Origin of the sequence: Flavobacterium cellulosilyticum (assembly GCF_004349355.1) — a bacterium.
Taxonomy (GTDB): domain Bacteria; phylum Bacteroidota; class Bacteroidia; order Flavobacteriales; family Flavobacteriaceae; genus Flavobacterium; species Flavobacterium cellulosilyticum.
Window position 1 is genome coordinate 939,242 of record NZ_SMFK01000001.1, and the last position, 26,257, is coordinate 965,498.

At 32.5% G+C, this 26,257-nt stretch carries 18 protein-coding genes; 14 read left to right on the plus strand and 4 right to left on the minus strand.

Annotation, left to right across the window (positions count from 1 at the left end; all coding sequences use genetic code 11):
- Window positions 1–41: 41 nt before the first annotated feature.
- From E0F76_RS03690 to E0F76_RS03715, 6 genes are all read left to right on the plus strand, one after another.
- Complete coding sequence (locus E0F76_RS03690) at window positions 42–3,200, plus strand: UvrD-helicase domain-containing protein (protein ID WP_132001505.1); 3,159 nt, start codon at window positions 42–44, stop codon at window positions 3,198–3,200.
- A gap of 49 nt (window positions 3,201–3,249) precedes the next feature.
- Window positions 3,250–4,440, plus strand: coding sequence for a glycine C-acetyltransferase (gene kbl / locus E0F76_RS03695; RefSeq protein WP_132001507.1), 1,191 nt, complete (start codon window positions 3,250–3,252; stop codon window positions 4,438–4,440).
- 103 nt (window positions 4,441–4,543) lie between these two features.
- Window positions 4,544–5,983, plus strand: coding sequence for an OmpA family protein (locus E0F76_RS03700; protein WP_132001510.1), 1,440 nt, complete (start codon window positions 4,544–4,546; stop codon window positions 5,981–5,983).
- Between the two features lie 476 nt (window positions 5,984–6,459).
- On the plus strand, window positions 6,460–7,851 hold the full coding sequence (locus E0F76_RS03705; RefSeq protein ID WP_132001512.1) for an OmpA family protein: 1,392 nt from the start codon (window positions 6,460–6,462) through the stop codon (window positions 7,849–7,851).
- Window positions 7,852–8,072: 221 nt separating this feature from the next.
- A complete protein-coding gene (locus E0F76_RS03710; protein WP_342773049.1) occupies window positions 8,073–9,497 on the plus strand; it encodes an OmpA family protein in 1,425 nt (474 codons plus the stop codon).
- 59 nt (window positions 9,498–9,556) lie between these two features.
- Window positions 9,557–12,319, plus strand: coding sequence for a PD-(D/E)XK nuclease family protein (locus tag E0F76_RS03715; protein WP_132001515.1), 2,763 nt, complete (start codon window positions 9,557–9,559; stop codon window positions 12,317–12,319).
- 194 nt (window positions 12,320–12,513) lie between these two features.
- Here E0F76_RS03715 and E0F76_RS19965 read toward each other — a convergent pair whose 3' ends face one another.
- Window positions 12,514–12,807 carry a hypothetical protein gene (locus tag E0F76_RS19965; RefSeq protein WP_342773050.1) on the minus strand — a complete coding sequence of 98 codons (294 nt, stop codon included), beginning with the start codon at window positions 12,805–12,807 and terminating at the stop codon, window positions 12,514–12,516.
- A gap of 400 nt (window positions 12,808–13,207) precedes the next feature.
- Here E0F76_RS19965 and E0F76_RS03725 point away from each other — a divergent pair, with 400 nt between their 5' ends.
- From E0F76_RS03725 to E0F76_RS03755, 7 genes are read left to right on the plus strand one after another with little or no spacing between them, the layout of a single operon-like run.
- Window positions 13,208–14,251, plus strand: a complete 1,044-nt coding sequence (locus E0F76_RS03725) for a glycosyltransferase family 2 protein (protein WP_132001517.1) — start codon at window positions 13,208–13,210, stop codon at window positions 14,249–14,251.
- A 2-nt stretch (window positions 14,252–14,253) separates the two neighbouring features.
- Entirely contained in the window at window positions 14,254–15,120 is an 867-nt protein-coding gene (locus tag E0F76_RS03730) for an ABC transporter permease (protein ID WP_132001519.1), read from the plus strand.
- A gap of 7 nt (window positions 15,121–15,127) precedes the next feature.
- Complete coding sequence (locus E0F76_RS03735) at window positions 15,128–16,411, plus strand: ABC transporter ATP-binding protein (RefSeq protein ID WP_132001521.1); 1,284 nt, start codon at window positions 15,128–15,130, stop codon at window positions 16,409–16,411.
- A gap of 2 nt (window positions 16,412–16,413) precedes the next feature.
- A complete protein-coding gene (locus E0F76_RS03740) occupies window positions 16,414–17,418 on the plus strand; it encodes a glycosyltransferase family 2 protein (RefSeq protein ID WP_132001523.1) in 1,005 nt (334 codons plus the stop codon).
- Window positions 17,419–17,430: 12 nt separating this feature from the next.
- A complete protein-coding gene (locus tag E0F76_RS03745; protein ID WP_132001526.1) occupies window positions 17,431–18,684 on the plus strand; it encodes a glycosyltransferase family 2 protein in 1,254 nt (417 codons plus the stop codon).
- A gap of 5 nt (window positions 18,685–18,689) precedes the next feature.
- Window positions 18,690–20,345 (plus strand): glycosyltransferase, encoded by a 1,656-nt coding sequence (locus tag E0F76_RS03750; protein ID WP_132001529.1) that lies wholly within the window; start codon window positions 18,690–18,692, stop codon window positions 20,343–20,345.
- 7 nt (window positions 20,346–20,352) lie between these two features.
- Window positions 20,353–21,357 carry a polysaccharide deacetylase family protein gene (locus E0F76_RS03755; protein ID WP_132001532.1) on the plus strand — a complete coding sequence of 335 codons (1,005 nt, stop codon included), beginning with the start codon at window positions 20,353–20,355 and terminating at the stop codon, window positions 21,355–21,357.
- Window positions 21,358–21,479: 122 nt separating this feature from the next.
- Here the strand turns inward: E0F76_RS03755 and E0F76_RS03760 are convergent, their stop codons facing one another.
- Entirely contained in the window at window positions 21,480–22,262 is a 783-nt protein-coding gene (locus tag E0F76_RS03760) for an alpha/beta fold hydrolase (protein WP_132001535.1), read from the minus strand.
- A 106-nt stretch (window positions 22,263–22,368) separates the two neighbouring features.
- Here E0F76_RS03760 and E0F76_RS03765 point away from each other — a divergent pair, with 106 nt between their 5' ends.
- On the plus strand, window positions 22,369–23,565 hold the full coding sequence (locus tag E0F76_RS03765; RefSeq protein WP_132001538.1) for an AbiH family protein: 1,197 nt from the start codon (window positions 22,369–22,371) through the stop codon (window positions 23,563–23,565).
- 27 nt (window positions 23,566–23,592) lie between these two features.
- Here E0F76_RS03765 and E0F76_RS03770 read toward each other — a convergent pair whose 3' ends face one another.
- Window positions 23,593–24,393 carry a TIGR00266 family protein gene (locus E0F76_RS03770; protein WP_132001541.1) on the minus strand — a complete coding sequence of 267 codons (801 nt, stop codon included), beginning with the start codon at window positions 24,391–24,393 and terminating at the stop codon, window positions 23,593–23,595.
- A 243-nt stretch (window positions 24,394–24,636) separates the two neighbouring features.
- Complete coding sequence (locus E0F76_RS03775; RefSeq protein ID WP_132001544.1) at window positions 24,637–25,929, minus strand: aminopeptidase P family protein; 1,293 nt, start codon at window positions 25,927–25,929, stop codon at window positions 24,637–24,639.
- Between the last annotated feature and the right edge of the window lie 328 nt (window positions 25,930–26,257).

Here is a 26,257-nt window from a genome sequence, read left to right on the forward strand (position 1 = left end):
AAAACAAATCTGAAATAGTTAATCTTCAATCTAAAAGTATTATGCAAAGACCATCATTCTCCATATATGACGCTTCAGCGGGTTCAGGAAAAACCTATGCACTCGTCAAAGAATACCTGAAAATTATCCTTGTTGCCAAAAAAAATGATGTCTATCGTAATATTCTAGCTATTACGTTCACTAATAAAGCGGTTCACGAAATGAAATCCAGGATCGTTGGTAGTTTATCTGAGTTTGCAAAAGACGAGCCTAGCGAAAAAGCCTTAGATTTAATGGAGCATTTGGCAATAGAAACGGAGCTTTCTATCATGCAAATAAAAACCAAATCCCAGCAAATCATCAAGCATATTATTCATAATTATGCCGCTTTTGATATTTCTACTATCGATAAATTTACGCATAAAGTCATTCGGGCCTTTGCTCACGATTTAGGTTTGCCAATGACTTTCGAAGTGACTTTGGATACAGAGAATTTGTTAGTCGAAGCCGTCGACGCCATCATTGCGCAAGCCGGTGAAGATGAAACTTTAACCAAATTGCTTATCGATTTCACGATGGAAAAAACAGACGACGACAAATCTTGGGATATCTCTCGCGAGATTCTAGATACGGGTCGTTTGGTGCTTAATGAAAACAACCGAAATGAAATTACACATTTCCAAAACAAATCCATCACCGAATTTATAGAAATTAAAAGCAAACTCACCAAAGCTTGCAAAGATTTAGAAAAGGAAAATGCTGAATTGGCAGAAAGTGCATTGTCGTTGATTGAGAAAAACGGAATCGATACCAAATCATTTTCTGGCTCTTATTTTCCAAAACATTTAATAAGCATTCAAGAAGGGAAATTCAATCCAAAAAACAAAACGTATCACAAATCTGAAGATATTAAAATCAATAAAACGGCTAAGGACGTAGGTTTGATTGAGAATATAATCCCAGAATTAGTACTAATTCTCGCAAAAATCTATAAGAATTTCGAAAAAAGAGATTTCTACAATGCATTCCTAAAAAACATCACACCATTATCATTGTTGAATACGGTAAGTAACGAATTGGCAAAAATTCAGGAAGAACAAAATGTACTTTCTATAACTGAATTCAACTCCATCATTCACCGTGAAATTCAAAATCAACCAGCGCCTTTTATATATGAACGATTGGGCGAACGCTACCGTCATTTTTTTATTGATGAATTTCAGGATACTTCAGAAATGCAATGGCAAAATTTGATTCCACTTATTGATAATTCCACCTCCAGTGAAATTGATGGAGAGAAAGGCACTTTGATGATTGTGGGCGATCCAAAACAATCTATTTACCGTTGGCGTGGCGGAAAAGCGGAACAATTTATTGAGTTGAGTAAAGACCACAATCCATTTAATAATCCCGATAAAGTTTTAGAGCATTTAGATAAAAATTACCGCAGTTATTCTCAAATTATTGACTTTAATAACGAATTTTTCAAGTTACTGTCCTCTCAATTTGCTAATCTAGATTATAAAGATTTATACGAAAATCACAGTCATCAAAAATCAAATGATAAAACAGGTGGCTATGTAAATATTTCTTTTCTTCCTGTTTTAGATAAAGAGGATTCTATTGATGACGAAGAAGCGTTGGATAAAACAGAATTATATGTTTTGGCAACTTTAAAAACCATTCAAAAAGTTTTAGAACAAGGTTTTGAGTACAAAGACATTGTAATTTTAACTAGAAAACGAGGTCAAGGAATCGCTATTGCTAATTATCTAACAGAGCAGCGTATTCCGCTATTGTCATCAGAAACCTTGATGATTCAAAATGCTACCGAAGTTCGATTTATCATTCATCTATTAAAATACTTAAAAAACAATTCAGATAAAGAATCAAAAGCCAATTTCTTATATTTTTTAGCTCAAAATAAACAAGATAAATTGCCTATACACAATTTTATAGCGCAAGGAATGTTGTATACAGATGAAAAGGATTTCGAGAAATGGTTAGAAAGTTTTGATGTGAATTTATCTTTTCAAAATAGTAGAAAAAAATCATTGTATGAAGCGGTGGAAATCATTGTTTCTAAATTCCTGAACCCCGCTAATAGCAACTCTTATATTCAGTACTTTTTGGATATTGTACTCGAGCGTGACATTCGGAATCAAGCTGGAATATCGGACTTCCTGAATTATTGGGATAAAAATTCAGAAAAATTCAGTATTCCATCACCCGAAGGGAACAATGCTGTTCGGATAATGACTATTCATAAATCGAAAGGATTGGAATTTCCTGTTGTTATTATGCCATTTGCAGATGAAGATTATAGCCGCAGCCCCAAAAATAAATTGTGGATTACCACTGAAAAGGATGATTTTGGGTTGTCAAAAGTTTTAATTGACAATAATAAAGCGGTTGAAGGATTTGGTGCGAATGCAAAACTGGTTTATGATCAAAAAGTACAGGAAGAATTATTAGACAATATTAATGTTTTGTATGTGGCACTAACTCGTGCAGAAGAGCAATTATATGTCATTTCTCAATCATTGATTCCTAATAAAAAAACGGGAGAATATCCAAATAATATGGCATCGTTTTTTGTTAATTACTTGATAAATAAAAATCTGCACGATGAAAACACATTGGAATATGAATTTGGAAATCCAGTAAAACAGTCGATAGGTAAAAAACATGTAGATACATCGAAAACTATTCCTTTGGTTTCAGAAATTTTAAATCCCAAAAATATTAAAATTGCTCAAAAAGAATCTTTAATGTGGGGAACGCATCAGCAAGAAGCTATAGAATATGGGAATGTTATTCACGAAATATTGTCTTTTGTAAAAACACAAAAAGATATTGATTTAGCTATTATAAAAGCAATTGAAAATGGTTTAATTACGATTAGTCAAAAAGAATTGGTTTTTAAAACGATTAGTGAAATTGTTAACCATGTGTCGCTTTCGGATTATTTTGCAGAAGGGAATGAGGTTTTGAACGAGCAAACAATTATTCAAAAAGAAAATAAAACAATAAAACCAGATCGTATGGTTTTGACTAAGAGCAAGGAAGTTTTATTGTTAGATTATAAAACAGGATTTCATAATGCTAAATATCAATTGCAATTAGAAAATTATCAAAATGCAATCGAAAATATGGGATACAAAGTGACAAGCAAAGCACTAATCTATATAGGAAAGGAAATTGAAATAGTAAATTTGTAAAGACTTTGTGTTTTGCTATTTATGGTATTAACTATTAATAAATTGAATTATGTATTCAAAAATTAAAGAATATTTGAAAGAAGAACTTCAAGCTATTGAAGATAATGGAATTTTTAAAAAAGAAAGAATAATCACTTCGTCACAAGGAGCGGAAATTACTGTTAATGGAGAGACGGTTTTGAATTTTTGTGCCAATAATTATTTGGGATTGTCATCTCACCCAGAAGTAATCCAAGCGGCCAAAGATACGATGGATACACATGGTTTTGGAATGTCTTCAGTCCGTTTTATTTGTGGAACGCAAGACATTCACAAGATATTAGAGGATAAAATATCGGATTTCTACGGAACTGAAGATACGATTTTATATGCGGCCGCTTTTGATGCCAATGGTGGCGTTTTCGAGCCGTTATTAAATGAAAATGATGCTATTATATCGGATAGTTTGAATCATGCTTCAATTATTGATGGGGTTCGACTATGTAAAGCTTCACGATATCGCTATGAAAATAGCAATATGGAAGATTTGGAGCAACAATTAATCAAAGCCAATGAGGCTGGAGCGCGTTTTAAACTAATTGTTACTGACGGAGTCTTCTCAATGGATGGTATTGTAGCTCCTTTGGACAAAATATGTGATTTAGCGGACAAATATGATGCGATGGTAATGGTTGATGAATGTCACGCAGCAGGATTTATTGGAGCAACTGGAAAAGGAACACTTGAGGCAAAAGGAGTAATGGGAAGAGTTGATATAATCACTGGAACACTTGGGAAAGCACTTGGCGGAGCGATGGGAGGTTATACTACTGCCAAAAAAGAAATTATTGAATTGTTACGACAACGTTCTAGACCTTATTTGTTTTCTAATTCCTTGGCGCCTGCAATTGTTGGTGCTTCAATCAAAGTCTTTGAATTATTGGAAAAAGACACCTCATTAAGGGATAAACTGGAATGGAATACTAATTATTTTAAAGTTGGAATGAAAAAAGCGGGTTTTGATGTTGTAGATGGCGATTCAGCTATAGTTCCCGTTATGCTATACGATGCTAAATTGGCTCAAATAATGGCAGATGAATTACTAAAAAAGGGAATTTATGTGATTGGTTTCTTTTTTCCTGTGGTTCCAAAAAATAAAGCGAGAATAAGAGTTCAGTTGTCAGCTTCTCATACTCAAGAACATCTTGATAATGCGATTAATGCTTTTATTCAAGTTGGAAAGAATCTAAATGTTATATAATTCACATTTATAAGTGTTTTTTTTAACTTTTTATTATGTAGTTAAAAAATTACGGATTACTTTTGTTTAAAATTAACTAAATATTAACTAAACTTATTTAAGTATGAAACATCTTAACAAACTTTTACTTGCCGTAGTGATGGTGATGGCTATAAGCTCTCATGCACAGAACAGCAACAATCCTTGGGCACTTTCTTTTGGTGTTAATGCAGTTGACACTAGAGCAACAGCTGGAGGTGGGCAATCTGACTTTATTAATGCTGTTTCACAGCCATTTAATGTAAAAGAAAACTGGAATATTCTACCATCTGTATCTTACTTAAGTGTTGCAAGATCAGTTGGGGAAAATTTTTCTGTTGGACTTCAAGGGTCTATTAATAAAATTAATAAATTTGTAACTTATAATCCAATTGCTCCTGGACATAATAGTTCGGGCTATGTAGTAACTAATCCTGGAGATTTAATGTATTATGGTATTGACGGAAGCGTTAAATACAGCTTAATGAGTTTAATTAAATCTAAAGTAATTGATCCTTCCTTGCATTTAGGCGGAGGTTATACTTTTTTTGGAGATAATAGTTTTGGTACCGTTAATGGTGGTGTTGGATTAACATTTTGGTTTAGTGAAAATGTTGGTTTATCATTAGAAACGACTGTTAAAAAATCTTTTGGAGATAGAAATATAATGGGTAATATTAGTACTCCAGTTGCTCCTTCTCATTTACAGCATACTGCTGGTATTACTTTCCAATTTGGAGGTAAAGATACTGATGGAGATGGAATATATGACAAAGATGATGCTTGTCCAGAAGTTAAAGGTTTAAAACAATTCAATGGTTGTCCTGATACTGATGGAGATGGAATTATTGACGGTAGCGATGCTTGTCCAGATGTATTTGGTTTAGCTGCTCTAAACGGCTGTCCTGATACTGATGGAGATGGAATAGCTGATAAAGATGATGCTTGTCCAGATGTTAAAGGTTTAGCTGCTTTCAAAGGTTGTCCTGATACTGATGGAGACGGAATTGCAGATAAAGATGACAAATGTCCTACTGTAGCTGGTCCTAAATCTAATGATGGATGTCCAGTTTTAGATGCTGACAAAGATGGAGTGGCTGATAAAGATGACGATTGTCCTACTGTAGCTGGTCCTGCTAGTAATAGAGGGTGTCCTGAAGTAACTGTTGAAGTATTGAAACAATTAAACGAGTATGGTAAAACAATTTTGTTTGATTCTGGAAAATCTTCTTTCAAAAGCCAATCTTTCACAGTTTTACAATCTATTACGTCAATCTTGAAAGAATATCCTAATACAACCTTTATGATTGAAGGACATACAGATAGCGATGGTTCTAATGAATTAAACCAAACATTATCACAAGACAGAGCACATGCCGTTAAAAATTACTTAATTGAAAATGGTATTGCTGCGAATAGATTAGAGCATACAGGATATGGTGAAACTAAACCAATTGATACTAATAAAACTGCTAAAGGAAAAGCGAACAACAGAAGAGTTGAAGTGTCTTTAATTAAAAAATAATTTCTTCTATATTGTATTTTAAAAATTAGAAAACGTCTCGATTTATCGAGGCGTTTTTGTTTGTTTTACATTTTATAAAAGTAAGCTTATGGGTTTAGTACTCGATCACGGAGTCTGATAAAGTTGATTTTTTTACTTTTCTTATTGAACTGTTATAGTTTAATTGCGTTCTTTTTACTTTTTCTTAAAATTATGATTTGCTAATTAAACCAGGTTTTTTTGTTATATATATTCATTAATTAAGAATTAGGTTTAATTCTTCTTATCATATAAAACAAATAAATGCAAATTTAAGATTACATTTTTTTTATTAGTAAAAATAGTGCTATTTTTGTCGAAAAATATAAACTGGTTTTCATTTTAGTTATATAATTTAATTGGATTCAGTTGGGGAAACAAAATAATTATTTTGTTTCATATATTTTTTTGCTTCAAAATTTTAATAATAATAACTTTAAAAAAAAACTAAATTAAGTATGAAACATCTTGACAAATTTTTATTTGCAGTGATAATGGTGATAGCGATGAGCTCTCATGCACAGAACAGCAACAACCCATGGGCACTTTCATTTGGTGTTAATGCAATTGACACTAGAGCTACTGCTGGTGGCGGAACGAGCAAAGTAAATACATTTTTTTCTCAACCATTAAATGTGAATGAAAATTGGAATATACTTCCATCTGTATCTTATCTTAGCATTGCAAGATCAGTAGGAGATAATTTTTCTGTTGGATTGCAAGGGTCTATTAATAAAATTGACAAATTAGTATCTTATAAAGGTGCGGCTGGATATGTAGTAACTAATCCAGGAGATTTAATGTATTATGGTATTGATGCCAATATTAAATACAGTTTTATGAGTTTAATCAAATCTAAAGTTATCGATCCATCGCTACGTATTGGTGGAGGTTATACTTTTTGGGGGGATGATAGTTTTGGAACTATTAATCCAGGAGCTGGTTTAACGTTTTGGTTTAGCGAAAATGTTGGTTTAGCGTTTGAAACTACATACAAAAGGACTTTTGATGATGGTGCTCGTTCACATTTACAACATACTGCTGGTATTACTTTCCAATTTGGAGGTAAAGATACTGATGGAGATGGAATTTATGACAAAGATGATGCTTGTCCAGAAGTTAAAGGTTTGAAACAATTCAATGGTTGTCCTGATACTGACGGAGATGGAATTATTGACGGTAGTGATGCTTGTCCAGATGTATTTGGTTTAGCTGCTTTAAACGGTTGTCCTGATACTGATGGAGATGGAATTGCTGATAAAGATGATGCTTGTCCAGATGTTAAAGGTTTAGCCGCATTCAAAGGATGTCCTGATAATGATGGAGATGGAATTACTGATAAAGAAGACAAATGTCCTACGGTAGCTGGTCCTAAATCTAATGGTGGATGTCCAATAATTGATACTGACAAAGACGGAGTAGCTGATAAAGATGACGATTGCCCTACAGTTGCTGGTCCTGCTAGTAATAGAGGGTGTCCTGAAGTAACTGCTGAAGTATTATCTAGTATTAAAATGGAAGCTAGGTCAATTTACTTTAATTCGGGTAAATCAACTTTTAAATCAACTGATGTTCCTGCTAGATTGGATGCAATTTCTTCAATTGTAGGCAAATATCCAACTGCAAGTTTTATTATCGAAGGTCATACAGATAGTGATGGTTCCGATTCTTATAACCAAAAACTTTCTGAAGATAGAGCTAATGCAGTAAAAGAGGCTTTAATTGCTAGAGGTATTAGTGCTTCTAAATTAACTACAATTGGTTATGGTGAATCAAAACCGATCGCTACTAATAAAACTGCTGCTGGTAAAGCACAAAACAGAAGAACAGAAGTGTCTTTAAAAAATTAATACACTTTTTTAAATAATACAGAAAGCGCCTCGATAAATCGAGGCGCTTTTTTTATTCATAAAATAGTATTAATTTTAAAAAAAAACATAAAAAATATTTTTTTTTAAGTTAAGGATCCTAGAAGTGATTAAATAGGAAGGTTTTGAGGAAGTAGAATATTTGTTTTTTACTTCATAAGAGTTTATTTTTTTTGCTTTAAAAATTAAAATTTTATTATAAGATGACTAAATTAAGTATGAAGCAACTAGGCAAATTATTACTTGCTTTACTATTGATGTTGACATTGAGTTCCCATGCACAGGTCAACAATAATTCATGGGCACTTTCTTTTGGTTTTAATGTTGTTGACTCAAGAGCAACTGCAGGAGGAAGTTCCTCTTTTATAAATAATACATTTTCTCAGCCTTTTAATTTAAAAGAATACTGGAATGTGCATCCTTCGGCAATTTATCTTAAAATTGCAAGGTCAGTAGGAAATAATTTGACTGTCGACTTTCAAGGGTCTTATAATAACATCGTCAAATTAGTAACTTATAATTCTAGTGCCTCTGTTCAAAACGGTAAAGAATATATTGTAACAAATCCTGGGAATTTAAAGTATTATGGTTTTGACGGAAGTTTTAAGTATAGTTTAATGAATTTCATTAAATCTAAAGTAATTGATCCCTCTTTGCATTTAGGCGGAGGTTATACTTCTTGGGGAGACAATAGTTTTGCTACTCTTAATGGTGGTGCTGGATTAACTTTTTGGCTTAATGGAAATATCGGTTTAGCATTTGATACTACATTCAAAAAAGCTTTTGACGATAGTAATCGTTCACATTTACTACATACTGCAGGTCTTACGTATAATTTTGGAGGTAATGATAAAGACAAAGATGGAGTTTATGATAATGAAGATGCATGTCCTAATATTAAAGGATTAAAACAGTTCAAGGGTTGTCCAGATTCTGATGGAGATGGGATTTCTGATAGTAGTGATGCATGTTCCGATGTATTTGGGTTGGCTTCATTGAGCGGCTGTCCTGATGCTGATGGCGATGGTGTTGCAGATAAAGATGATGAATGTCCAGATACTAAAGGATTGAGTGCTTATAGAGGTTGTCCAGATAGAGACGGTGATGGAATTATTGATAAAGAGGATAAATGTCCTACTGTAACGGGACTTAAAGCGAATAGAGGATGTCCGTTGATAGATTCAGACAATGATGGTGTAGATGATGAAGATGATGCTTGTCCTACAGTTGCTGGTCCTGAGAATAATAAAGGATGTCCAGAAGTATCTGATGAAGCAATAAATAGCATTAGAACTGAAGCTAATTCAATTTACTTTAATTCAGGTAAAACAACATTCAAATCAGCGAATGTTTCTGCAAGACTGGATGTAATTGCAGTAATCATAAGTAAATACCCAAATGCAAGTTTTACAATTGAGGGTCATACGGATAATGAAGGTTCAGCCGAAAGCAATCAAATACTTTCTGAAGAAAGAGCTAATGTTGTTAAGGAAGCTTTAATAGCAAGAGGCGTTAGTGCTTCTAAATTAACTGCCATTGGATATGGAGCTTCAAAACCTATTGCAACAAATACAACCGCTGCCGGTAAAGCAGAAAACAGAAGAACAGAAGTTATTTTAAACAAATAAATTCTTTTAATTAATTCGAAAAACCTCGATTTATCATGGTTTTTTTTTATTTTTATAAAATGACTGACATTTCTTTTTTAGACAAACTTGCATCAATATTAATTGATAAATATTCAGATCAACTTTCGAAAACTATTGTTGTTTTACCAAACAAGCGGGCTAAAATATTTCTTATTGAAGCACTAAAAAAGCAAGTTTCTAACACTGTTTTATCTCCTGAAATTATCAGTATCGAAGAGTTTATTCAGGAAATTGCCGGAATTCGTTCCGTAGATCCCATAGAATTATTGTTTGAGTTCTATGAAGTTTATTTGTTAATTACGGAAAAGTCAAGTCAGCAATCATTTGAGTTATTTGCTAATTGGGCTAAAACATTACTTCAGGATTTCAATGAAATCGATCGTTACTTATTAAATCCATCACATGTACTTTCCTATTTAAAAGACATCGAGGATATAAAAAAATGGGGAATAGAAGTAGAAAACAAAACCCAATTACTAGAAAATTACATTGATTTCTGGAAACTTTTGCCTAATTATTATCAATCACTTTATTCTCACTTACTAAATAAAGGAATTGGTTACCAAGGATTGATTTATCGTGAAGCGGTACACAATCTCAATTATTTTACAGATACTATAAAAGAGAAGAAATTTGTATTTGGTGGTTTTAACGCATTGAATGCATCTGAAGAAAAAATAATCCAACATCTTATTGCTAGTGACCAAGCCAAAGTATATTGGGATGTTGATCAAACGTTTCTAAACGACCCTTTTCACGATGCAGGTTTATTTGTTCGTAGATTCAAACAAAATTGGAAACACTACAAATCAAATCCTTTTGAATGGATCGTGGATGATTTTTCAGAAACTAAAAATATTCAGATTATTGGCACACCAAAGTCAATTGGTCAAACTAAAATTGCGGGAAGTATTATCGAAAATATCATAAAAGATAATCCAAGTGCAACATTAGACAAAGTCGCAGTAGTTCTTGGAGAGGAAAACTTGTTGGTTCCTTTATTGTATTCTTTACCATCAACAGTTGGTGCTTTGAATGTTACAATGGGTTATTCAAGCAAGAACAACCCAGCGCAGATTTTAATTGCCAAATTGTTCAAAATGCACACCAATGCCTTGTCCAGAAACGCCAAAAGCTATGTGTTGTATTACAAAGATGTTTTGGATATTTTAACACATCCTTTAGTTGAACCCTATGCAAATACAGCTGTATTAGTTACGGTTATCAATACCAATAATTATACGTTCATTACGCATCACAAATTGATGGATTTGAATCCAAATCCGAGTGATTTGTTTCTTTTACTTTTCCAAAAATGGGAAGATGGATCGATACCGGTTTTAGAAACCATTTCAAAATTGCTATTAAAGATTAAAAGTAATTTAAGTAATGACAACGACGAGGAAAAGATTACAAAAGCCTTTGTTTATTCTATTTTCAAGACAATTAACAAACTGATTAATTATTACTCAAAGCACACTCATATTGATAAAATTGAGACGCTTTATGCGATTTATAAACAAGTCATTGATTTGGCCGAAGTATCATTTGAAGGGGAACCCTTGAATGGTTTGCAAATTATGGGTGTTTTAGAAAGCCGTGTTTTAGATTTTGATACTGTTATCATTACTTCGATGAATGAAGGGAAATTACCTGCAGGAAAATCACAAAATTCATTTATTCCGTACGATGTAAAAAGGGAGTTGGGTTTGCCCACTTTCAAAGAAAAAGACGCCATTTACACCTATCACTTTTACCATTTATTACAACGGGCCAAAAACATTTACTTGATTTACAATACCGAAAGTGAAGGTTTAGATGCGGGCGAAAAAAGTCGTTTCATCACGCAATTAGAAGTTGAAAGACAGCCAAAACACAATCTTACACACGAAATCTACAATGCTGTTCTCCCAGAAACAGCTTACCAACCTATGGTAGTTCCAAAATCGGAATTGGTGATGGCTCGATTGAAGGAGATTTCAGAAAAAGGATTTTCCCCTTCGGCCTTGACGAGTTATATTAGAAATCCGATACAGTTCTATTTCCAAAAGATTTTGCGCATCAGCGAAGTGGAAGAAGTCGAGGAAAATATTGCATTGAATACTTTAGGAACTATTATTCACGAAACTTTAGAAGCTTTATACACGCCTTTTATTGGAAAATTTTTGACTGAAAATGATATTTTAAGTTGCTTTAAACTTTTGGATGAAGAAGTATTGAAACAATTCAAGTTGGTTTACAAAGAGGGTGAAATCAAAAAAGGGCGGAATCTTTTGGCTTTTGAAGTAGCGAAGCGCAATGTTTCTAATTTTTTGAAAGTAGAATTAGAAACTATTAAAGAAGGAGATGCAATTAAGATTATCGCATTAGAACAAACATTTGAACGAAAATTAGAACATCCAAGTTTACCGTTTCCTGTATTGATTAAGGGAAATGTTGACAGAATTGAAGAGCGTAACGGAGTGATTCGAATTATCGATTATAAAACGGGTAAGGTTGAAAAATCGAGTGTCACTTTAAAATCATGGAAAGGATTAACCGAAGATATTAAAAACGATAAAATTATTCAAGTGCTAGCGTATGCATTCATGTATGAAGAACACGCAAATTCGAAGCCGATTGAAGCTGGAATTATTTCTTTCAAAAATTTAAAATCAGGTTTTTTGGCTTTTAATTTTAAAGAGGGCAAAGAAGAAGGCACGACAATTGACACCAAAATTCTAACCAATTATTTAGATGAAATGGTGTTGATGTTGATTGAAATTCTGGATGAAACCATTCCTTTTGAAGAGAAAGTTTAAGTTCCCTTAATAAATCCTAACAATGCTTTTTTTAATTCTTCTCGATTTTCAATGTGGCTCATATGTCCATCAGGAAAAGTAACAAGCTTTACACTGGTGTTTTCTATTTGTTTTAGTGAATCTTTGTATAATAAAGCGGGATCTTTTTCTCCTAAAATCAGTAAAAGTGGAAAAGAGGAAGTTTGTAATTGAGTCTATCTGTCTTTTCTTATTTTCATTCCCTTGAGTGAGGCAACAACTCCTTGTAATGGTGTTTTCAACGCTTCTTTCTTTACTTTTTCGATTTCATCCGCTAGTCTTCCTCGATTGCAGGGATTGATTAAATTAGCAATAGAAAGTCTGACAAAACCGGCATAATCTTTCTTTACGGCTTTTATGGCGCGATCACGATTTGTTTTTCGCTGCTCGCTGTCGGCTTTTGAAGTTGAATTCATCAAAACCAAGCCTTTTATCATTATAGGAAACATTTCGGCGAAAGCCAAAGCCACATAACCTCCCTTGGAATGCCCGACGAAAACCGCTTTTCGGATGCGTAATTTAAAGCAGGAATACAACCTGCAATACCACTTTTCATGCCTTCCTTTACCATGGCGGTATTCCATACTAAAAACATGGGTGCTTAAATAATTGGGTGCTTTATATTTAAAAGTTGTGTAAGTTTGGTTTCCCTTGATATTATTATATATGCCGCTTACTTACATCTAATCTAAATTATTTTAAATTTAAAAATACATTTTTATGGTATGATCAATTTCTGAAAGATTTAATGAGATATATATATAAATTACACTTTAGTAGTAAAATATTTAATTCGAAACATAATATTAAATATATTTGTTTTTAAAATTAAACAATTTAAAATTGTTTAACTAAAATCTCTCCTGTTTAATGTTTAACAAAACACCTGAAAACCCTCCGAAAATAAAACCTTACAATGGTAACGATTCTATTTTGTGGTCAGTAATGATACCCGTTTACAATTGTTTTAATTACATTGAAATCACATTAAACAGCGTTCTTCAACAAGCCCCTAGTAGCGAATTAATGCAAATTGAAGTTATTGATGATTGCAGTACCGATGGTGACGTTGAAAAACTAGTTAATGAGGTTGGAAAAGGTCGAATTACATATTACAGGCAACAAGAAAATGTTGGGAGTTTAAGGAATTTTGAAACGTGTATAAATCGTTCCAAAGGAAAATATATACACCTTTTACATGGGGACGATAAAATAGATTTTGGGTTCTATAATGAAATAGAAACTTTATTTCACAATTTCCCACAAGCTGGGGCTGCTTTTACTAATTTTAAATATATTGATAGCAAGAATAAATTAGTTGACATTAAAAACAAAAAAATTCTTGATTCTCCAGGTGAGATACATAATTTTATTGATATGATTGCTGTACAACAATTAATACAACCACCAGCAATTGTTGTGAAGCGCACTACATACGAGACTTTAGGCAGTTTTTTTGCCGTTCATTATGGTGAAGATTGGGAAATGTGGACCAGAATAGCATCAAAATTTCCAATGGCTTACTCACCTAAATATCTAGCTTTTTATAGAGTTAATCACGGTATAGGAATAAGCCATAACAGTTTTATTAGTGGCCAAAATGTTATGGATATGAAAAAGGTTATCAACATCATAAAAAATTATATACCAGTTAATAAACAATCCAAAATAGAAAAAGCATCCTTAAAATATTATGCAAAATATTGTGCTAAAGTTGCTAATAGTTTACTACTTGATAACAAAGATGCTGCATTTAGGCAAATTAGGGGTGCTTGGAGTATAAGTAAGGATTATAAAACGCTTTTGTGGATAGTTCGATTTTATTCTATGTACATTTTAAGATATAAGCAAATTGAAAATTTATGGTACAGCACTAAAAAGAATGTGTCTAAGATAAAATTAAATAATTTTTGATAATGAGTAAAAAAGAAATTGATCATGAATTATTAAATTGGGAATGGGAAATTAAACCAGAAACATCGTGGTGGAACCTTAATTTTAAGGAACTTGTATCTTATAAAGATTTAATACTTCAATTAGCAAGAAAAGAATTTCTTGGTTTATATCAACAAACTTTATTAGGTCCTTTTTGGGCGTTACTCCAACCTTTGCTTACGGTAATTACCTATGTGATTGTATTTAATCGTGTTATTGGAATTTCTACGGGTAGTGTACCGCCTTTTTTATTTAATCTTATTGGTATTACACTTTGGAATCTTTTTTCAGAAATGTTTTTACAAACCTCAAAAACCTTTTCCCTAAATGTTGAAATTTTTTCTAAAGTATATTTTCCCAGAATTATAGTTGCCATTTCTACTCTTTGGCTTCAATTGATATTATTTAGTATTCAGCTTCTTTTATTGTTTGCTACATATTTATACTTTTCTATAATAGGTGATTTACATTTCGATATTTCTAGAATCTTTTTAATTTTCCCTATAATAGTAATAACAACAGGTATTGGGTTTGGTGGCGGTTTAATTTTCTCGGTACTTACAGCAAAATACAGAGATCTTACAGCTTTAATCCAACTTATTATACGATTGCTAATGTTTGTGTGCCCAATATTTTACACATTAAGTATGGTGCCTGAAAACATGCAGTGGTTGGTAATTATTAATCCGTTGTCATCACTCTTTGAATATTTTAGATTTGCATTTTTAGGAACTGGTACTTTAAACACATTCTTACTAATGTATAGTGCCGTTTTTATGGTAATTATTGGATGTTTTGGAATTATGCTATTTAATAAAATGAGTGATAAATTAATAGATATTTTATAAAAAAAATATGTCGGATATTGTAATACAGGCTGAAAATATTTCAAAAATGTACCAACTTGGAAGTATAGGTTCGGGGTCTTTACGTCGTGATATGCAATATTGGTGGGAACGCGAAATTCTTAAAAGGGAGAACCCAAATCAATATATCAATGGAAGTAACAAGATTGATAACGCCGATATGATCTGGGCACTCAAAAATGTTAATTTTGAATTAAAACAAGGTGAAGCATTAGGAATCATTGGAAGCAATGGGGCTGGAAAATCGACCTTATTAAAAGTGATATCTAGAATTATTAAACCTACTGAAGGTATTGTTCGTGGTCGTGGTCGTATAAGTAGTCTATTGGAGGTTGGAACCGGCTTTCACCCTGAACTTACTGGTAGAGAGAATATTTTTATTAGCGGTCTTATATTGGGAATGAAAAAAACTGAAATATTTGCAAAGTTTGATGAAATAGTTGATTTTTCAGGTGTTGAAGCATTTATTGATACACCCGTAAAAAGATATTCCTCTGGTATGTATGTTCGTTTAGCCTTTGCTGTTGCAGCACATTTAGAGCCAGATATTCTCATTGTTGATGAAGTTTTGGCTGTCGGCGATGCTGATTTTCAAAAAAAATGCCTCGGAAAAATGAACGATGCGACCAGCAAAAGTGGTCGTACAGTCATATTTGTGAGTCATAATTTGCAAGCAGTAAATAATCTTTGCACAAAAGCCTTATGGTTAGATAAAGGAAGTATTCGTTCAAAAGGAAATACCAAAACAGTTATCAATGATTATTTAAACACATTGCACAAAAAAGGTTGGGTAAAGAAATATCCCACCCTTAATGAAGCACCGGGTAATGATTTTATAAGAGTCATGTATGTAGAACTTATCGCTGGTCTTAAAGATCCCAATGATGTTGTGGATATTAGAACTCCACTAACAGTGAAGTTTAGATTTTATAATGCCAGTGATAATATAGTGCTATCTACCGATTTGTTACTGTTTACATTAGCTGGTGAATGCATATTCGACATTCCTTCAAAACCAGCTAGCTATAAAAAGGGTATCATTGAAGGAGAATGTAAAATTCCGGGAAACTTTCTGAATGATGGATCTTATTATTTTACATTATATTTTGCAAAAGATACTTCGTCTGAACTATTTTCATATGAAGAATGTTTGATGTTTGATATTGCAGATTATCGTGATAGTATTAACTGGTATGACAAGTGGTGGGGGTATGTACGACCAGATTTTCCATTGTTATTAAACCCTGTAGAAAATGATTTAAAAAACTTATAATAGTGCAAAGAATACCTACATCACCTCCAAATATTTCTCCAATAGAGGATGATTTACACCGTCCTCTGTGGTCGGTGATGATTCCAGCATATAACTGTTCCCAATATCTGTCCGAAACTATACAAAGCGTGTTGCAACAAGATATGGGAATAGATTTAATGCAAATAGAAGTAATAGATGATTGTAGTACAGATAGTCATGTTGAAGAATTGGTGAGAAAAGTGGGGAAAGGCCGTGTAAGCTATTTTAGCCAGAAACAAAACGTTGGTAGTCTTAGAAATTTTGAAACCTGCATTAATAGATCTAGAGGAAAATATATTCATTTATTGCATGGAGATGATCGTGTAAAAACGGGTTATTACACTACAATTACAAATCTTTTTGAAAAGTATCCTACGGCTGGTGCTGCTTATTGCGCATGGAATTACATAACAAGTGAAGGTGATTTTTCCCATGTATCTCGTATTGAGGCAGAGGAAGAAGGAATATTAGAAAATTGGTTATATAAATTAGCTGAACATCCCCGGCTTCAATATGTAACAATTTGCGTAAAACGCGAAGTATACGAAAAATTAGGTAGTTTTTATTTGGTTACTTATGGTGAAGACTGGGAAATGTGGGCAAGAATCGCAAAACAATATCCCACAGCTTACACTCCAAAAGTTTTGGCAGAATATCGCGAGCATAAAAATTCAATTACTTGGCAAAGTTATAGAAATGGTCAAAATATTAAAGATCTAGCTAAAGTAACCTCTGTTATAGTTAGTTATTTGCCAAAAAAAGATCAGCGTAAAATGATTAGGAGATCCAGACAAATTTATATTTATTGGGTTTTAAATGTTGTTTCTGAAAATTGGCAAGCCGAAAAAAATAAAGAAATCGTCTATATCCAAATTAAAACTATTTTTTCTATTTATGTAGACTATTATGTGATAAACAAATCTGCTCGTATTTTGCTTAAAATCTGGAGTTGGCCTATTTTAAAGTACTTCACAAAAACACCTTAATAAAATTAGTACATGTCTAGAGTTTTACCATATCATATTCATCATATACAATTAAATAATGATCAACTCCTTAATATTTCCCCAAAAGTTGGTCTGAGATATTATTATGTTTTCTGGTGGAAAAACATACCACTTGGACAGTTGTTAATTGAAGAAGAAGGTGTTACTAATATTCATACATCAATTTTGGACGCCATATTACCAGCCTTAAAAAAATATAGCATACGGGCAAAATATATAAAAGAGCTTCAAAGCTCATATTTATCTTATAATTATATTGAATTTAATTTACTAATTGAAAAAATTCTTGAAAACTTTTTAAATAAAGAAATTCCTGAAAAAGTCGACATTTCAATCGTTATATGCACCAGAAATAGAAGTGAAAGTTTGAAAAAGTGCTTGGAAAAAATAAATATGCAACTATGTATGCCTACAGAGATATTAGTTATAGACAATGCACCTTCAGATAAAGCGACAAAAGCTGTTGCAAAACAATTTATTAATGTAACTTATCATAAAGAACCTAAACCAGGTTTATCAATTGCACGAAACTTAGGTGCGAAATTAGCCAAGTGCCCAATAATTGCTTATACAGATGATGATGTTGAAGTTGATAAATTATGGACTTACAATATTTGGAATGCATTTAATAATGAAGAGATTGATGCATTAACAGGTCTTGTAATAGCATCTTCACTTGAAACTGAAAGTCAACAAATATTTGAAAAACATTGGGGATTTAACAAAGGTTATGAAGATATTTATTTTAACTTAAATTATATTCAAAATTCTAAAGGTATTCCAAGAGTATGGGAAATTGGAGCTGGAGCAAACATGGCATTTAAAAAAGAAGTAATATCTAAAATGAATTATTTTGATGAACGCCAAGGCGCAGGGGCCTCCGGTTGTAGTGAAGATTCAGAACTATGGCTCAAAATGCTTATTAATGGGTATAAAATTCAATATAATCCCCGAGCAGTTGTATTTCATGAACATCGTAAAGAAAAAAAGCAGTTAAAAAAACAACTGTATAGTTACATGCGGGGTCATGTGGTATCAATATTATTACAGCATAAGGAAAACAAATTTTTAGGATATAAAAGATATGCCTATCAATTGCCAAACTATTATTTATTATTATTGCGTATGGGTTTTCCAAATTTTAAATTTAGGTATAGCACTTTATTAAGTGAAATAAAAGGCCTTATTTCTGGACTAAAATTTTATGCCTATAATAAGAATAAACCAAGACTTGTTAAAAAATAAACGTAATGAAACCAACATCAAATTCAAAAAAACCTATAGTTTCAGTAATTATTACATGCTATAACCATGGATATTATTTGCCAAAAGCAATTGAAAGTGTTTTAAACCAAACGTATCATAATTTTGAAATAATAGTAATTGATGATGGATCTATAGATAATACAAAAAATGTTTGTTTAAAATATCCATCTGTTAATTATTTTTATCAAGTAAATGCTGGACTTTCGGCTGCAAGGAACAGTGGTATTAAATATTCTTCTGGAGACTATTTAGTGTTTTTGGATGCAGATGATTGGCTTTTAGAAACAGCTTTAGAAAGTAATTTAGATTTACTAATAAAAAAAAATGAAATAGCGTTTGTTTCTGGTGGCCACGAGTTATATTATGAACCTGAAGACAAAACGTGGTTTGTTCAAAAAGAAGTTGATAAAGACACCTATTTAAATCTCTTAGAAGGTAACTTTATTGGTATGCATGCCACTGTACTATATCAACGATGGGTCTTTGACACTTTTAAATTCGACACTTCTTTACCTTATTGTGAAGATTATGATTTATATCTACAAATTACAAGGCAGCACCCAGTAATACACCATACAGGTTTAATTGCAGTGTATCGTTTACATGATAATAATATGTCTTCAAATTATTCCAGAATGATGAAATATGCATTACTTGTAATATCAAATCAAAAAAAACACCTGGTAACTTCCGCCGAAAAGGAATCATTTTTACTTGGAATCGCTTTTTGGAAAAGCTACTATTCTAAAAAAATATATGATCATTTGTGTGCTCAGTTATATTCAACATTATATAATTTTAATAAAGAAGAAATTGAATGTTTGAAGACTAATAGCCCAATGCTCTATGAAAAATTTAATACTAAAAAAAATCAATTCTCAAAAGATAGGATAGTTCTCATGGCTAAAAATGCTGTCAAAAATAAACTCATACCTACAAAAATCTTTGAGTCAATCAAGAAATTATATAAAAAGCAAATTATAGACTCTCCAACCATTGGGAAAATAAATTTAGGTGATTTAGATAGAACAACGCCATTTAGTACTCAATTTGGTTATGATCGTGGAGGACCATTAGACCGGTATTATATAGAAAATTTTCTAGATGAAAATTCCTTTAAAGTTAAAGGAAGAGCGCTCGAAATAGGTGATAACGAATATACCTTAAAATATGGCGGTGACAAACTTACCCAGAGTGATATTTTACATATTGATGAATCTAATAAACAAGCCACATATATTGGAGATTTAAGCAATGCGCCTCACCTACCCTCCAATACCTTCGATTGTATAATATTAACACAAACATTGCATCTAATTTATGATTATAAAGCCGCTATCGAAACATGTTATAGGGTTTTAAAACCTGGTGGAACTTTATTATTAACAGTTCCTGGAATCAGTCATATTGCACAAGATCAATGGAGTAAATATTGGTTGTGGTCTTTTACCGACGCATCAATTCAACGCATATTGCAAGAACATTTCTCCGAAGATAATATTACTATCAAAACTTACGGAAATGTACTTGTTGCTAGTGCCTTTTTATATGGAATGGGTTTGCCAGAACTAAAAAAAGAACAACTAGATTATCATGATCCGCATTATCAAGTAATCATTACGGTTAAGGCCATAAAATAAATATGAAATGATGTTAAATCGGATAAAAAAATATTTAGGTCTATCAGAACCTAAAGCTATTGTTTTAATGTATCATAGGGTATGTAATATTAAAACAGATCCCTGGCAAATGGCTGTTAGTCCTAATAATTTTGAAGAACATATCAAAATGATTACCAAAAGCTTCAAAGTTTTATCACTTACCGACTTAGAGAAACAATTAGGTCAAGGCAAAATAGAACGCAATAGTATTTATGTAACATTTGATGATGCCTACTATGATAATTTCTTATATGCTAAACCTATATTAGAAAAATATCATTGTCCCGCAACTTTCTTTGTGCCTTCGCATTTTATAGACAAACAAGAATTATTTTGGTGGGATGAATTAGAAAGCATCATCCTTTACTTTAGAATTTTACCTGGAAAACTTACAATGAACATCAATGATACTATTCATCATTTTGAGTTTGAAATAGAAAAATTAACCGATGAAATTCAAAAAAAGCATGAATCATGGAATTACCAATTAGAACCGCCAACAAATCGTTGCAAATTATACATTAATATAGCTGAACTTTTAAAACCACTACCCTATGAAAAAATAGTTGCTGCTTTGAATTATATAAAAAAATGGAGCGATTTTACTTCAAATAAATCGGTTGAAAATTTACTAATGAGTTCCAAACATTTAAAACATTTGTCAAATAATAAATTATTCAGTTTAGGAATACACACCAAAACACATCCTGCCTTGGCAAACCATTCATTTGAATTTCAATTAGATGAAATTTATGGATCTAAACAGTATCTCTCAAATATTAACCATTCTGATATTAATACTATAGCATATCCTCATGGCGACTATAATAATGAAACTCTTATAGCTGCTAGGCAAAATGGGGTTGCTTTAGGTTTTACTACCGAAGAGCATATAATTACAAGAAGTTCTTCGCCACTTACCTTAGGCCGTCTTTGGGTGGTTAATTCTGATGAATTAGTGCTCAAAAATAAAATTATTAAAATGCTATAAATACCTAAATTAAATGTTTTGTATCGTAACTTTTTGGCACTTCCCAACCAAATATCATAAACTATTACAAGATGAGCAGCACTTGAAATTGCTCCCCATAACGCTGCTTTTGAGGAGAAGATTTAAACTCCTTTGAAAAACTCTAGCAAAACGGTTTTCAATTCGTCTTGATTTTCAATGTGGCTCATATGTCCGTCGGGGAAAGTAACGAGTTTTGCGGCAGTATTTTCTATTTGTTCCAAAGAATCCTTGTAAACTAAAACAGGGTCTTTTTCTCCCAGAATCAGCATTTTGGGATATGGCGTATGATGCAATAATACTTCTCTATTTTTGCGAATTTTCATTCCTTCGAGTGACGCTACAACTCCTTGCAAAGGCGTTTTCAAGGCTTCTTTCTTTACTTTTTCAATTTCATCCGCTAGCTTTTCTCGATTGTCGGGATTGAATAAATTAGCAATAGAAAGTCTCACAAAACCGGCATAATCTTTCTTTACGGCTTTTATGGCGCGATCACGATTTGTTTTTCGCGCCTCGCTGTCGGCTTTTGAAGTCGAATTCATCAAAACCAATCCTTTTATCATTATAGGAAACATTTCGGCGAAAGCCAAAGCCACATAACCGCCCATTGAATGCCCAACAAGAATCACTTTCCGAATTCGTAATTCTGATAAAACTGCTCGAACAACTTCGGCATTTTCTTCCATCGAATGGACGTATCCCAAGCATTCCGACTCGCCATGACCTAACAAATCAATGGTTATAACTCGGTGTTTTAAACTTAACTCTGGAGCCAAATTCTGCCACATGGATTTGTTTTCCAAAAAACCGTGGAGTAATACAACAGCGCTGCCTTTTCCAGTATCGGAATAGGAGATTTTCGTGTTTTTGTAGAGGATTTGATTCATCGCTGTAAACTTGACACAAAAATAAGGCTAAATTTTTTAAACCATATAAGAAATGTAAGGACATTTAAGTAATATAAATAGTATATTTGAGTAAAGGATTTTAGATATGAATAGACTTGTTATTATTGGAAACGGATTTGATTTAGCTCATGGATTGCCAACCTCTTATAAAGATTTTATTGATGATTATTGGAAGAAAGTAAATAGTTCAAGTTACGATGATGATTTTGTTTCATTTGAAAATATTGGGCAAAATCTTAAATTTTATCACGTTGAGAATTTAAAAGGATTAGCAAATTTTATCATGCAGTATGATGAAAAAATAAAATTTTCAGATGCTGAAATTTATCGTGAACATGGAAACAATAATAGTGGTAAATATCCAAGAGCTCATATACTTAATTATAAAAATGTTTTTTTTAGATTAATAAATCAAAAATCGATTCAGAATTGGGTTGATATTGAAAATGAATATTATAGGGAATTAAAAAAGATTATGAAATCAAAGTGTTTGGACATTTCAAAATCTGAAGATTATTGGTCACAGGAACAAAAAGCACAAGTTGAAAAGTTAAATATTGAATTTGAAGACATTAAAAATCTTTTAGAAAACTACTTGTCAAAAACATTTGATGCGGTTTATAATTTTGAGAATATTATGAATTTGGATATTATTAATCATTTGAATTCAAATCCGAGATATGAAGATTTTTTATTTGAAAAAGAGGATGGGATTTTTTATAATAAAAAAGAAAATTTAAAATTAGGTAATACTCTACTTTTGAGTTTTAATTATACTAAAACAGCTTTAGATTATTCGAATTATCTGTCAAATAAAGGTTTGGATATTAATTACAATTATATTCACGGTAAGACGGGAGTAAAAGAGTTACCAATAATATTTGGCTTTGGTGATGAAATGGATGATGATTATAAAGAATTAGAAAACATTGATGAAAATGAATATCTTAAATATTTTAAATCAATTCAATATTTAGAACATTCTAATTATAAATATTTGTATAATTTTGTTGAAAAGGAACCTTTTCAAGTCTTTGTTTTTGGTCATTCTTGTGGTTTGTCCGATAGAACTTTATTGAGTACTATATTTGAAAATCGTAATTGTTTTTCTTTGAGAGTCTTTTATCATCAGAAAAAAAGTTCAGATAATTACACTGAATTAATTCAAAACATTTCTAGACATTTTGCTGATAAAAAGATGTTAAGGAAAAAAGTTGTTGAGAAAAGACATTGTGAAGCATTGATTAAGTTTATTGCTGAAGAAAACGGCTCACTTTCGTAAACCGTTTATAATTATCTTCTAAAAGTTTTAAAACCGATTATCCCCATCCAATAAATTTCCCAATCCGCCAAGCAAACTACCTTCATCGCGACTGTTTCCGCCAGATTTTGGTGCAGAAGCAATGATTCTATCAGCTAAACGGCTAAAAGGTAGTGATTGTATGTAAACAGTTCCGGGACCTCGAAGTGTGGCGTAAAATAAACCCTCGCCACCAAAAACAGAATTTTTGATTCCGCCAATGAATTCGATGTCGTAATCAACATCTTTGGTAAATCCAATAATACAGCCAGTATCCACTTTCAGAACTTCGCCTGCTTTTAGTTCTTTTTTGGCCATCGTACCTCCAGAATGTACAAATGCCATTCCGTCTCCTTCGATTTTTTGCATGATAAAGCCTTCTCCGCCAAAAAAACCACGGCCTAATTTTTTGGAGAATTCAATTCCTACTGAAACTCCTTTGGCGGCACATAAGAACGAACTTTTTTGGCAAATGAATTTTCCTTGAAATTGGGTTAGATCGATAGGTAGAATTTTTCCGGGATAGGGTGAGGCAAAGGACACTTTACCTTTGGTGTTGTTTTGATTGATAAAAGCAGTCATGAACAAACTTTCACCCGTAAGAACGCGTTTTCCAGCACTGAGAAGTTTGTCGAAAATTCCAGATTGTTGTTGGGAACCATCGCCAAAAACAGTTTGCATTTGGATATTATTGTCCATCATCATGAAGCTTCCTGCTTCGGCAATGACGATTTCTTGTGGATCGAGTTCTATTTCTACGTATTGCATTTCTTCGCCAAATATCTCGTAATCTATTTCGTGTGCTTGCATCTTAATATGAGTTTTATTGTTATTGGTCTATCATTGAATAGTAAAGTTACAAAATTGAACTTAATTTCTAAATTGGATATTTCGCGCAAGGGATAAAAGCGGCATCCTTTTATGGAGCGATAGCGGAATAAAAGATATAGCGGATAGCCCGACCGTGCTGGAGTTTACGGAAGCGGGGATGTGCCATAAAAAAAAACGGCTCACTCTCGTAATCCGTTTCTGTATTCTGCGTTCTGTAATCTGCTATTTGTTCATCAAAGTTTCGATTTCCTCAATTTCAATCGGGATGTTGCGCATTAAATTAAAAGGTTCTCCAGTTTCCTGAACCACCACATTATCTTCTAGTCTAATGCCAAAACCTTCAGCTGGAATGTAGATTCCAGGCTCAACGGTAAAAACCATATTGGCTTGCATGGGTTCGGCTAACTTACCGTAATCGTGTGTGTCCAATCCCATGTGGTGCGAAGTTCCGTGCATGAAGTATTTTTTGTAAGCGGGCCATTCCGGATTTTCGTTTTGAATATCGGCCTTGTCTAGAAGGCCTAAACCCAGTAATTCTGAAGTCATTAATTTACCCACTTCTATATGGTATTGTTTCCAAAGTGTTCCTGGAGTAAGCATTTTGGTAGCGTCGTTTTTAACACGAAGAACTGCATTGTAAACTGCTTTTTGTCTGTCATTATAACGTCCTGAAACGGGAATAGTTCGGGATAAATCACTGGAATAATTGGCATATTCAGCGGCAACATCCATTAGAATCAAATCACCAGCTTTGCATTGTTGGTTATTTTCGATATAATGTAGCACATTTGCATTATTTCCTGAAGCGATAATGGGCGTATAAGCAAAACCTTTGGAACGATTGCGAACGAATTCGTGAATCAATTCGGCTTCGATTTCGTATTCCATCACGTTTGGTTTTACGAAAGAGAGTAATCTTCGAAATCCTTTTTCTGTGATGTTACAGGCATTTTGGATTAAATCCAATTCTTCGGTTTCTTTTACGGAACGTAATCTTTGTAAAATAGGATTGCTTTTGGCTACTGCGTGTGCTGGATATTTGTCTTTCCACCATTTTACAAATCGGGCTTCACGAGTTTCGGTTTCAACAGTGGCGCGATAATGTTCGTTGGTATTAATGTAAATGATCTCACAATAGGTCATTAGTTCAGCTAAAACTTTTTCAAAATCTTGTAGCCAATGCACGGTTTTAATTCCTGAAACTTCAAAGGCGCGGTCTTTGGTTAGTTTTTCGCCTTCCCAAATGGCGATGTGTTCGCTGGTTTCTTTAAGAAACAGCATTTCACGCTGGTTTTCGTATGGAGCGTCAGGGAAAAGTAGTAGAATACTTTCTTCTTGATCCACACCACTTAAATAAAAAATATCTCGGTGTTGGGCAAAAGGTAAAGTGCTATCAGCTGAAACGGGATAAATATCATTAGAGTTAAAAATGGCCAAACTTTTTGGATTTATTTGTGCAGTGAACTTGAAACGGTTTTTTATGAAAAGCTGACTGCCTATTTGATGGTATTTCATTTTAAAGAATGATTATATTTTATTTATATATCAAATTTAGACACTTTAAAATCAATAAAGAAAAAAATAACATTTTAATTTTTGTTTGTTCAAAAAATATATTCAAGTATTTAATAAAGAGTTTTGTTAAGATACAAAAATAGATATATCATAAAAAATACGTATTTATACGTAAATATTAGAATTATACGTATTAATTAATGTTAATATGCTAATATATTGGATTGAAAGATGGACTTGATACCTGATTAAATAGCCGACTTTAGAATAATTATAAATAGTAGCGAAAAGGTTGTAGTTCACTTCTATTTGGTTTATTTTTGCCTAA